This is a genomic window from Nitrosomonas sp. Nm58, assembly GCF_900107335.1.
Lineage (GTDB): Bacteria > Pseudomonadota > Gammaproteobacteria > Burkholderiales > Nitrosomonadaceae > Nitrosomonas.
This window is the reverse complement of the sequence record NZ_FNPQ01000017.1, coordinates 59,404-69,874: the sequence shown is the minus strand read 5'-3', so window position 1 is coordinate 69,874 and position 10,471 is coordinate 59,404. Positions and strand designations below refer to the sequence as shown.

Annotated in this window: 11 protein-coding genes and 1 pseudogene; 3 read left to right on the top strand and 9 right to left on the bottom strand. The window is 40.8% G+C overall.

Going from position 1 to position 10,471, the window contains the following annotated elements; genetic code table 11:
- Positions 1–299 (top strand): annotated as a pseudogene (locus BLW34_RS16895) (hypothetical protein); the annotation flags it as partial.
- Between the two features lie 206 nt (positions 300–505).
- Here the strand turns inward: BLW34_RS16895 and BLW34_RS08410 are convergent.
- From BLW34_RS08410 to BLW34_RS17370, 5 genes are all read right to left on the bottom strand, one after another.
- Complete coding sequence (locus BLW34_RS08410) at positions 506–805, bottom strand: helix-turn-helix domain-containing protein (RefSeq protein WP_177165990.1); 300 nt, start codon at positions 803–805, stop codon at positions 506–508.
- 347 nt (positions 806–1,152) lie between these two features.
- Positions 1,153–2,529 carry a phenylacetate--CoA ligase family protein gene (locus BLW34_RS08405; RefSeq protein ID WP_090578192.1) on the bottom strand — a complete coding sequence of 459 codons (1,377 nt, stop codon included), beginning with the start codon at positions 2,527–2,529 and terminating at the stop codon, positions 1,153–1,155.
- A gap of 7 nt (positions 2,530–2,536) precedes the next feature.
- Positions 2,537–3,637 (bottom strand): glycosyltransferase family 4 protein, encoded by a 1,101-nt coding sequence (locus tag BLW34_RS08400; protein ID WP_143037893.1) that lies wholly within the window; start codon positions 3,635–3,637, stop codon positions 2,537–2,539.
- Between the two features lie 10 nt (positions 3,638–3,647).
- Entirely contained in the window at positions 3,648–4,853 is a 1,206-nt protein-coding gene (locus BLW34_RS08395; protein WP_090578189.1) for a TIGR04063 family PEP-CTERM/XrtA system glycosyltransferase, read from the bottom strand.
- A 45-nt stretch (positions 4,854–4,898) separates the two neighbouring features.
- Positions 4,899–5,246: an integrase core domain-containing protein gene (locus BLW34_RS17370; protein ID WP_090578186.1), complete on the bottom strand. Its 348-nt coding sequence runs from the start codon at positions 5,244–5,246 to the stop codon at positions 4,899–4,901.
- A 255-nt stretch (positions 5,247–5,501) separates the two neighbouring features.
- Here BLW34_RS17370 and BLW34_RS08385 point away from each other — a divergent pair, with 255 nt between their 5' ends.
- The gene (locus BLW34_RS08385) at positions 5,502–5,831 is read left to right on the top strand and encodes a transposase (protein ID WP_256203696.1); all 330 of its coding nucleotides are present in this window, start codon (positions 5,502–5,504) and stop codon (positions 5,829–5,831) included.
- A gap of 235 nt (positions 5,832–6,066) precedes the next feature.
- Here BLW34_RS08385 and BLW34_RS08380 read toward each other — a convergent pair.
- A protein-coding gene (locus BLW34_RS08380) for an IS5 family transposase (protein WP_371263926.1) occupies positions 6,067–6,838 on the bottom strand; the annotation gives its coding sequence in 2 pieces (ribosomal slippage) (positions 6,067–6,084 and positions 6,086–6,838; 771 coding nt in all).
- A 331-nt stretch (positions 6,839–7,169) separates the two neighbouring features.
- Here BLW34_RS08380 and BLW34_RS08375 point away from each other — a divergent pair.
- Positions 7,170–8,153 carry a malate dehydrogenase gene (locus BLW34_RS08375; protein ID WP_090578183.1) on the top strand — a complete coding sequence of 328 codons (984 nt, stop codon included), beginning with the start codon at positions 7,170–7,172 and terminating at the stop codon, positions 8,151–8,153.
- A gap of 7 nt (positions 8,154–8,160) precedes the next feature.
- On the opposite strand, the gene BLW34_RS08370 is transcribed toward BLW34_RS08375, so the two are convergent.
- From BLW34_RS08370 to BLW34_RS08360, 3 genes are read right to left on the bottom strand one after another with little or no spacing between them, the layout of a single operon-like run.
- Complete coding sequence (locus tag BLW34_RS08370; RefSeq protein ID WP_090578180.1) at positions 8,161–8,622, bottom strand: peroxiredoxin; 462 nt, start codon at positions 8,620–8,622, stop codon at positions 8,161–8,163.
- A gap of 40 nt (positions 8,623–8,662) precedes the next feature.
- On the bottom strand, positions 8,663–10,006 hold the full coding sequence (ccmI, locus tag BLW34_RS08365) for a c-type cytochrome biogenesis protein CcmI (protein WP_090578177.1): 1,344 nt from the start codon (positions 10,004–10,006) through the stop codon (positions 8,663–8,665).
- Between the two features lie 6 nt (positions 10,007–10,012).
- Entirely contained in the window at positions 10,013–10,450 is a 438-nt protein-coding gene (locus BLW34_RS08360; protein ID WP_256203698.1) for a cytochrome c-type biogenesis protein, read from the bottom strand.
- Between the last annotated feature and the right edge of the window lie 21 nt (positions 10,451–10,471).

Below are 10,471 nucleotides of genomic sequence, written 5' to 3'. Positions count from 1 at the left end.
AGCAGCAACGAAGATGGCTTAAGCGGCGCCAAGCCGTGGAGCCCGCGATCGGGCATCTCAAATCAGATCACCGAATGGATCGTTGCTGGTTACAGCGAAAACTGGGCGATGCGCTCCATGCAGTACTGTGTGCAACGGGTTACAACCTACGCTGGTTGCTGCGGGCAATGGTTCGCCTGGGGCTGAAGACGGCTTTTTTACGCATTTTATTGCTTCAGCTGGTCAATTCTATCAGGAGCGAACTTCTGACTGTTGATGTGAATACTCGGCATGCTAAATCTATATTAGCAGCCGGGTGAATTTTGCAGGGCCGACTAAGTAAAGACCAATCACATCTCGCAACTTCTCGCAACTTCTCGGCAAATAATGGATCATTGGATACCTTAAAACCCTTAACTTGGTGCGGTTTGAGTTTGTGCTCACGCCAAATCCGGTTCACCGACATCCTTGATACCCCGACTTGCTTGGCCATTGTGCGGCAACTCCAATGTGTGGCAGAAACCGGCTAGCCCGTCATCGTCAGTGTCAGTATCTCCTGTATTTTGTCTTGTGGTAGTGGCGGTATCCCAGGCGTGCGCGTCTTGCCCTTTACCAACCCCGTAATGCCACACTCCAGATAGCGCTTGCGCCAGAGATTCAAAGTCGGATTGCTGACATTAAGTAAACTCATTAATTCCTCGGTTGGCCGGCCCTCAGCTGTCATTAATATGATCTTTGCTCGTAACTTCTGCTTTGGCCCAACAGCTCGACTCTTCAACCATCGCTGCAGGGTATTTTTGTCTTTATCACCCAGCGAAATTTTCATTGGCGTTCTCATAATCGCCAATTCTATCATTTCTAAATATTAGTCGGGGACGTTACACTGGCTACTCGTGCCATCACAATATTTCCTTTCATAAGTTGCTTATATTATTTCACTTATAAAATAGAAATAGGTGACTGCCGTGGGAATTTATCAGTGCAGCTCGAAATTAAATTTTTCTCGCCCAAAAACCTGTCAAGTGTTTTTTTAATTATTTGGGAGCTAGTAGCTACCAGGAGAGTAAATAAAAACCAGATATAAAATGATTTATTTACAAGATGTTATATATTCTCTAAATTGTGATTTCTATCGAAAACTAGAATTACTGAAGCCTAAACCTCTGTTGAGAGTCAATTTGGAGAAACTTTACTCATTACATATCGAAACTTACCAGATTTTTCCTTAGGAATTTCTGCTACTTCTTCAATAATAATTTCTACTTTCTGGCCCAATCTTGATTGAAATTTATGTTTTATCATTTCGCTAATAGTAGGATCTAATCCAATTTCACTTACGACCCATACACGAGTAAGATTCAGGCTTTCTTGTATGATTTTGAATGCGCTAATCTGTGGTAAATTCCTCAAAATATAAATTAACGCTAAACCATGCATGACAGTACCATTTTGCGCCATTACAAAATCAGTACTACGCCCTTGAATTTCTCTTAATAAAGGAAGTCCTCTCCCACAGCTACACAATTTGTCATCTAGTGAACCTATATCACCTGTACGATAGCGGATAAATGGAAAGTCGCTACTCGCAAGATGCGTAATTACTATCTCGCCAGACTGTCCTGGAGGCAGAGGGATGCCGTGGTGATCAGTGATTTCAACGATAATATCTTCAGCAGTAATATGCATATTTCCTACTGGGCATTCATGCGCAATAAAACCCGCATCACGCCCCCCATAGCCATTTGCAACAGAACAACCAAAGACTTTACTGATTTGCTGACGTTGATCATCGTATAGTCGTTCGGAGGTAACAAAAGCAACTCGAACACCCAGATTATCCATTTGCATACCTATTTTTTCAGCATGGCCTGCAATATGGGCCAGCGCTGATGGGTAGCCAAAAAGCATTCTTGGTCGTTGAGAATGAATTTCTTTCAGAAATATATTCAGCTTTTGCTCGGACATTTCAAATGCAGGTAATAGCTTGCTCCGAAACAAGCGGTCACGCAAAACACGTATGCTGTCTTGTGCACCTAGTTCTATAGGAGATCCCCAGACAACAATCTCTGGATCACCGATATCCACATCCCACCAGCGAGTTGCACGCCATTTTGCAGCGACATCATGACTAATACGCTCATTACCTATATAAAAAACCAGTGGCTCACCACTTGAACCTCCGGTATTAAAACGAGCTAATTTCTGTGCTTTAATTGATTTAAGTGTATCTATGTTATTGCGAATCTTTGCTTTATCAAGTAAAGGCAGACGTTTTAAATCAGCGAGAGAGTTGATTTCAGTTGGGTTAAAACCTATTTCAGCAAATAAACTGTGATAATAAGGAACATTTGCTTGCGCATAAAAAAGTAATCGGCGCAACCGAGTAAATTGGAACTGTTCGATTTGCTGCCTTGGCCACCACTGTGATATTTCCAATTGTTTGCGTACAGAAACGCTATTATGGCACTTAAGATATTCATGAATAGGAAAAAATAGACTGGATACCAGTAACGTATAAAAACTCTTTCTTTGCTTATAGTTAGAATTCATTCTTTATCTAATTGAATGATTTAGCTAGAACCTGTTCATAAACGCTCAATAAACGATTCTGCACATTGCGCCAAGTATATTGCTGCACAGTTATGAGCCCTGCTTCAGCAATTTTCCTTGCTTTGATAGGGTCATTGAGTAAAGTCAGAATAGCGCGAGACATTGCTATTGGATCTTGAGGAGGAACCAGTAACGCTGTTTTATCATGGGCTACTAGATAGGGGATACCTCCAACATTGGTACTCACTACCGGTACTCCACAGGCTAAAGCTTCTAGAATCGAAATGGGCATGTTGTCAACTAAACTTGGATTGACCATTACATCTGCGCTACGATAAAGACTAATAATAGCCTCATTATCAACTCGGCCAGTGAATGTTACCGCATCCACTAATCCAAGCTCTCTTACCAATGCATTAAGTGCTAATTCTTCAGGCCCCGAACCGGCTATTGTCAATCTTGCATCAGAAAAAAAACTTCTAACTTGATAGAAAGCCCGTATAGCTGTGGCATTGTCATATATTGCCTCTAAGTTACGTGTCAGAATGATATGAGGTGCTTTTGCAATCTTCTGATTCCTTTTGTCAGTTTGTTCTGAGAAGCGATCGAGATTAATAATATTAGGTACAATAATCGTTGCAAATCCTCTTTTCTTAAATATTTCTTCAAGAAAATCAGATGGCACGATGACTGCAGCAGCCAATTCCAGACTAGGCTTAACCCAGAAAAAAGATTTTTCAAAAAAAGCTTCTGCTTCTCCACCCCGATAATTAATTACAGCAGGCTTTTTTTTAATTCGTGCGATCCAGATGACTGGTGCAGCATAGAGATGCCATGACCAGCCTGAATTAGCCATAACATGAAATAATTGTACTGTATCCGCTGAGCGCCAGAGGTTAATTAAGTAAGGTATCAGTCGAAAAAGAGCTCGAATCCCTTTGATCTTGTTTATCCATTCAGGATAATAGGGAGAGTTTACTTGGATCAGTTTAATCTGAGCGCCCTCCTGACGTAGTAATCTGGCTAATTGCTCAGTTTGATTTGCCATTCCACCGGAAGGAGGTGGCAAAGGGCCTACTAGTCCAATATACAATTCAGAAACCTTCAATCGGTTTTCCTTAGTTCGCTATAAGTTGTTTATAAACAGCTTTGTATTTTGCGACACTGACTTGCCAATTACGTTCTGTTTCTACAAAGAGACGTCCTGCTCTACGTAAATTAGACCATTGATGAGGTGAATTCAAAAGATTATTTACCTTTTCTGCAAGTGATTGAGTATCACCCGCTTTGAACAGTATTCCTGTTTCCCCATCTCGAATGAGTTCTAAATGTCCACCTACATCGGAAGCAATCAATAGCCGACCCTGCGCCATGGCCTCCAAAGGTTTAAGTGGTGTTACCAAATCTGTTAAACGCATAGATAAGCGAGGATAAATTAATATTTCAATCAAGTCATAGTAATCTCTTACTTGATCATGAGGCACGCGCCCAGTGAAAATGACTTTATCCTGAATACCAAGATCTTTAGCAAGTTGTCTCAGATGAGCGTCTTGCGGTCCTCCTCCTACCAGCAATATACGCAAATCAGAATGTATCAGTAACATAATCGGCAAGGCGCGCAACAGAATTTCAAGTCCTTCATACGCATAAAATGATCCAATGAACCCAATTATGCGCTTACCCTGCAGACCAAGTTGAATTTTAAGCGTTCTATCTGTTTCATTACCGATTGAGAATTTCTCGATATCAACTGCATTAGGAATAGTAGTAATTTTTTTGGCTGCAATACCTCTCCTTACAATATCATTGCGCAATCCATCACAAATAGTTGTAATTGCGTCGACTCGGCGTAATGCATAGTTCTCAAGAGCCCGCGTCAAGCGATAACGCAATCCCCACTCCCGGCTAGTACCATGATTGGCCGCGGCGTCTTCCCAGAACGCTCTTACTTCATAAACCACAGGGATACCCAATCTTTTCCCAACACGAATAGCAGGGATAGCATTTAGTACCGGAGAATGTGCATGCAAAATATCAGGTTTAACAATTTTAGCAACTTCATCCAGCCGTCGAGTCAAATTATTGATAACTGAGATTTGATTCAGAACAGGTAGTTTATTAATAACACCGGAGATGCTAGGTGTGCGGTAAAAATGCCAATCATCAATTTTTTCTTCAAATAGTTTTGAGATACCATGCTTTGCACTCGTTAGATGAAAAGTTTCCCAGCCTAGTGCGTGTTGTGCTTTTAAAATGGACAGAGTTCGAAAAGTGTAGCCGCTATGTAGCGGGATGGAATGATCAAGTATATGTAGAATACGCATCTTTTATTAGCGGCTTCTTAATGAAATTAGTAAATAACTACCTAGTTATGTGAAGTGACTTCCATCAACTACACAGCCTGGTAGTAGAAATAAGCTCTGACAGGACTGGTTAATCAAGCTCAGGCAGCTTGATGAATTATCTGGTATTGAATAGTAAACCTTATTGGAGGTCTGGTTATCAAGACTTTGATGAAAACGCTCCTGATTGTACCAGTCAAACCATTGAGTCAAACTTTGCCTCACCTCATTTAAGTCATTGAATGCTTTGGTGTATAAGAGTTCATACTTTACTGTACGCCATAGCCGCTCAACAAAAATATTATCACAATCATAACTCTTGCCGTCCCATCCATGCTGATCTGGATATTGTGATCCTTCAAAACAGCAATCCATGCTGTATGTTGTCAAACTAACTTGGACAGATGATTACATGAATTAAGAGGCACTTTAGCTATCAGGTTTGAATTTTTTGATTGGTTATCGTAATACATACGACGTCGCATAGCCAAAGTATGCATCTTTATTTTCTCCCGTGCATCCAGAATTGATGAGCTATGCTCATTTCTGGTGTATAACAAGAGAAGAAAGCGGTGTAATCTGTTGATAAAGATCTGCCCAGATCAACTATCAAGAAAGGAAAACACCGCAATGACAGATAATAATATTTTTAAACTGAACAAACCAGACCAGAATGATCCGCTGCAAGAAATACTCCGGGAAGGTGCTCGTAAGATGCTGACCGCGGCCATAGAAGCGGAAATATCCATTTTTATTGAGCGGCATGGATCTTTAAAAACTGATGAAGGTAAAGCGGCAGGGGTCAGAAGCGGCTATATGCCTGAGCGCTCGATTCAGACAGGGCTTGGAGATATTGAAGTCAAAGTTCCGAAGGTTCGGGATCGCTGCGGATCGGCCATCAAGTTTAACAGTAGCCTGAGCCTGGTACCGCTTACTCGAAGCGTATACCGGGAATATTGAGGAGTTTCTGCCTTGGCTTTACCTGAGGGGCATTTCAACAGGAGATTTTTCAAAGATATTGATTGTAACTCACCAACCCTGGAAAATAAGGCCGCTCATTCCTCAATACCTGATTCAGGTAATAGTGCTTAAATGTCCGGTAGTCCGACCAGATGAAACCCCACCACGATCGTCATGACTTCACTAAGACACAGTTTCCCTCGTCGCCGACGCGGCTTTAGGGTCTGTTGACATTTCACATAGATAGCCACAAGATATCCACACGCGATAGCTACCATACTTTCGTAATTTCTTTTCAATTTGTCGTATCGTGTTGCTATTGCCCGATACTGCTTTAATCGGGCAAAGGCGTTTTCCACCAAATGCCGGTACCTATACAAGCCCCAATCCATATCTGCGTTACCCTTCAGCGAATTGCGCTTTCTTGGGATCACGGCCCTGGCTCCTTTCTTTATGATCTGCTCACGTATGCACTCACTATCATAGCCCTTATCCGCTACAATCGCCTGCGTATCAGGTAACTTGGCCATCAGCTCCGGTGCCACAGAGCAATCATTCACATCTCCGTCGGTAATTTCAAATTCAACCGGCAAACCACAACCATCAACATCAAGGTGGATCTTCGTAGTGTTGCCAGCACGGCTTTTTCCGATGGCCTGTGGTTTCTTGTTGGCAGCTCCCGTACTGTGCTGATGCGCTTTAACGTAGCTGCCATCAATAAATTCCCACTCCCAATCCGGATCAATAATCAGTGCCTTGAAAACTCTGCTCCACTTGTTAGTGGATGACCAAGCATTGAATCTCTTATAGATGGAATTCCAGCATCCAAAAACCTCGGGTAAGTCCCGCCACGGACAACCAACCCGCATTCGGTATAGCACACCTTCCACCGTCATGCGCAGATTGCGCTTGTTATAAATCGCTTCTTGAAGCAGAATCTTCTCCAGCTTCGGCCAGAACTCATCAGTCGGGGCATCGCAAACTCGTTTTGTGGGGGGGGTGAAAATCTCTCAATATTACGAGTTTAATTCGACTTATGAAATACTTACCTCAAAACGTTAACAGACCCTAGTACACCAGATTTAACTATAGCTCTTCCTTGCCTGAGCCCCTATTCTAATAAGATTTATGAGCTCTTTTTGTTTCCTTTTCTCACAGAGCATCCTGTAAGATATTTTGCTGTCCAGTATTTTTCTAACCCATGAAGATGGGAAGTATGCAATATTATCGGATTATTATCCTAAATCAGAAGGAAACAGTGGTAGACTTTTAATATAATAGACGAGCTTGTTTATTTATGCGTTTTATTATGAGTGATAATATTTTGTAAATTAAAGAATGAAACCTCCTCTTTGTATTGCGATCACAGGCGCAGCAGGTCAAATTGGCTATAGTCTGTTGTTCAGGATTGCGGCTGGTGATATGCTTGGAAGTGATCAACCCATCATTTTGCATCTACTTGACGTTACTGGATCTCAGCATATCCTTGATGGCGTAGTAATGGAATTGTGCGACTGTGCTTTCCCACTTTTGAAGAATGTCGTCACAACAGATGATCCGTTAGTTGCTTTCAATATGGCGGATATTGCCATTTTAGTTGGCGCGCGCCCTCGAACTAAGGGCATGGAGCGCAAGGATCTGCTCACAGCAAATGCAGAAATATTCAGCATTCAAGGTAAAGCACTTAATAAAGTTGCTAAACGTAATGTAAGAGTACTGATTGTTGGCAATCCAGCCAATACTAATGCTTATATTACAATGAGAAATGCTCCGGATTTACCAACAGGTAATTTTGCTGCCATGCTTAGACTTGATCACAATCGGGCATTGTATCAAATAGCAACAAAATTAGGTCAGCCTGTATCTGAAATCAGAAAAATGATTATTTGGGGTAATCATTCCTCTACGCAGTTTCCTGATCTAAGTCATGCAGAAATAGATAACAAGAAAGTCATAAACCTTATTGGTGATCAGGCTTGGATAGAGGATTATTTTATTCCTACCATTCAGAATCGAGGTGCTGCAATAATTGAAGCAAGAGGACTATCGAGTGCAGCCAGTGCCGCTAATGCAATAATTAGCCATGTCCATGACTGGGTTATTGGTACAAGAGCAAATGATTGGGTATCAATGGGAGTTCTTTCTGATGGAAGCTATGAAATTCCGGAGGGAGTAATTTATGGGTTTCCCGTCACTTGTCAAAATGGCGTTTATACAATTGTTCAGGGGTTAGAAATAAATGAAATTTCTAGAACAAAAATACTTGCAACATATAAAGAACTTTTAGAGGAAAAAGGCTCAATTAAGCATTTATTAGCATAAAATTTATTTAATTTTTTAATTCTCTAATAAACGAGAGAACCTCCTCGGCATGACCAGGCACTTTAACACCACGCCACTCTTTTCGTAAGATACCTTTTGCATCGATCATAAAAGTACTACGTTCTATGCCGCGCACTTGTTTACCAAACATATTTTTCATTTTAATGACACTGTAAAGTTCGCATATGGACTCATCAGTATCGCTAAGCAAGTCAAAAGGTAATGATAATTTCTCCTTAAAATTCTCATGAGATTTTATATTATCTCGTGAAATTCCAATAATTACACAGTTAAGATCATTAAATTCAGTATATAGATCACGAAATTGTAGACTCTCATCTGTACAACCTGGCGTATTATCTTTAGGATAAAAATAAATTACTATATTTCTCCCTAAATGTGCTGATAGGCGAAACACTTTCTCACCAGTGGCCTTAAGCTCAAAATCTGGAGCAAGTTTAAGCATCATCGTAATATTTACACAAACTAACGTTTTATTGAAAATTGGTCTAGGGAATTATTTGATCGATTACAACAGCGATATCTTTATCACCGATTTTTACAGGTTGACTAAAACCTTCTAAATCGCCACTTGCCGGTACAGCTTGACCTGACTTCGTTATCCTAGCACCTATAACCACTTCTGGAAAACTAGACATCTTCATAGTTGGTGTCATGGCCATATCATCATCTAGTGAAAAGGTTGTAGGTAAATCTTTAGCAGTCAATCTTAAAATAGCTAATGGCATTTTTGGTCCAGTTTTGGCTCGTGCAAAAACAAACAAAGTATCATTTGGTGACACTCTGTTGGTCAAAGAAGGATTCAGCGTGACGGTACCCGTGATAGTAGTGGTAGCTTTGGTGCTATCCGATTTATCAGATAATGGTTGCTGTTTTGTCTCAGCAGGTAAGTCACTGCTTATATTTGAGCTTTGTGTCAATTGCAGCGGGGCGGTGGTACTCTCTTCACCCTTCATAGCCAGTGATTTTGCCTGAGCAATACTGTCACTTACTGATTTAGCTAATTGTGAATCAGATGGAATAGCGCTCAATAATCTTTCCCAATAGACTGTAGCTTGATCATATTTTTTTTGTTCAAATTCAACAGTTCCTGCTAATGCAAGGGCCTTTGGATAATTTGGATCAATCTTAAGTGCTTGATTAATTAACTCAGCGGGTTTACCAATCAAACTTCCATTATTTGTCATTGCTAGTACGTCTGCATAATCACTCAACAATTGTGCGCTATCAGGAATAATTTCAATTAATTTGGCATACGTCGCACTTGCTTCATCAAATTGACCCGTAATTGCGTAGGTTCGGCCTAGCATAACCCAACCTTCGATATCCTCTGGATTTTCCTTAAGACGCGCAACCAAATTATCCACAACGGATTTAATTTCGGTATGGCCAGGAGGCATCCCTGTCATATCTTGTGAATGAGATTGTGTTACGCTAGCTAACTGGGATTGTGGAAGCAATCCACGTGTATCACCCAAAACCATGTATAACGATATTGCTGCAAGTGGAATCACTAAAATGACAACAGCTATCGTGGCAATTCCATGGCTTTTTATAGCAGAGGAGGCTGAAGGATTTTTCGATGATGCTGCTAAGTCTTGCAGCATTCTTTTGTGCAATTCCTGCTTACTTTTATCATATTGTTCTTTGGATAAAATATCATTACGCAGATCATTATCTAATTCAGCAAGCTGGTCACGATAAATCGCAATGTTCGCAGTTTCCCGTTCTAATAATTCTATTTTATCCTGCCTTTTTCTCAGCAGAGTCGGAAGTACAAACAGCAACGCAGCAACAATAAAAATACCAGCCACGACCCAAAATGAAGTCATACTTACTTATTCCTTATTAATTTTTCTTATTAAAGCTTCAGCCTCTAAGCGCTGACTTTCTGATAGTGGGATATCATCTATCTGTGTACGACGACGTCTTAAATAGAAAATTAAGGCTGTCGTTGCACCTATAAATAAAATAAGCGGGCCAAACCATAATAATATTGTGGTAGTTTTGAGTGGTGGGTTGTAAAGAACAAAGTCACCATAGCGAGCAACCAAAAAATCTATGATTTCTTCGTCACTTTTATCAGCTTTCATTTGCTCTCGAATTTCACGCCTCAAATCGATAGCAAAATCGGCACGAGAGCCAGCAAGTGATTCATTCTGGCATACCAGACAACGGAGATTCTCTGACAGTTCAACCAGACGTTTCTCCAGCACCGGATCCTCGGCAACCGGTAATGCTTCATTAGCAAAACTAGTTGATGGCAACAAAATCATAGAAAAAGCAATAACTAGCTG

Coding starts and splice junctions, on each gene's coding strand:
- BLW34_RS08410 (WP_177165990.1), bottom strand. CDS start 805: ATGAAAATTTCGCTGGGTGATAAAGACAAAAATACCCTGCAGCGATGG.
- BLW34_RS08405 (WP_090578192.1), bottom strand. CDS start 2,529: ATGAATTCTAACTATAAGCAAAGAAAGAGTTTTTATACGTTACTGGTA.
- BLW34_RS08395 (WP_090578189.1), bottom strand. CDS start 4,853: ATGCGTATTCTACATATACTTGATCATTCCATCCCGCTACATAGCGGC.
- BLW34_RS17370 (WP_090578186.1), bottom strand. CDS start 5,246: ATGGATTGCTGTTTTGAAGGATCACAATATCCAGATCAGCATGGATGG.
- BLW34_RS08385 (WP_256203696.1), top strand. CDS start 5,502: ATGACAGATAATAATATTTTTAAACTGAACAAACCAGACCAGAATGAT.
- BLW34_RS08375 (WP_090578183.1), top strand. CDS start 7,170: ATGAAACCTCCTCTTTGTATTGCGATCACAGGCGCAGCAGGTCAAATT.
- BLW34_RS08370 (WP_090578180.1), bottom strand. CDS start 8,622: ATGATGCTTAAACTTGCTCCAGATTTTGAGCTTAAGGCCACTGGTGAG.
- ccmI (WP_090578177.1), bottom strand. CDS start 10,006: ATGACTTCATTTTGGGTCGTGGCTGGTATTTTTATTGTTGCTGCGTTG.
- BLW34_RS08360 (WP_256203698.1), bottom strand. CDS start 10,450: ATGATTTTGTTGCCATCAACTAGTTTTGCTAATGAAGCATTACCGGTT.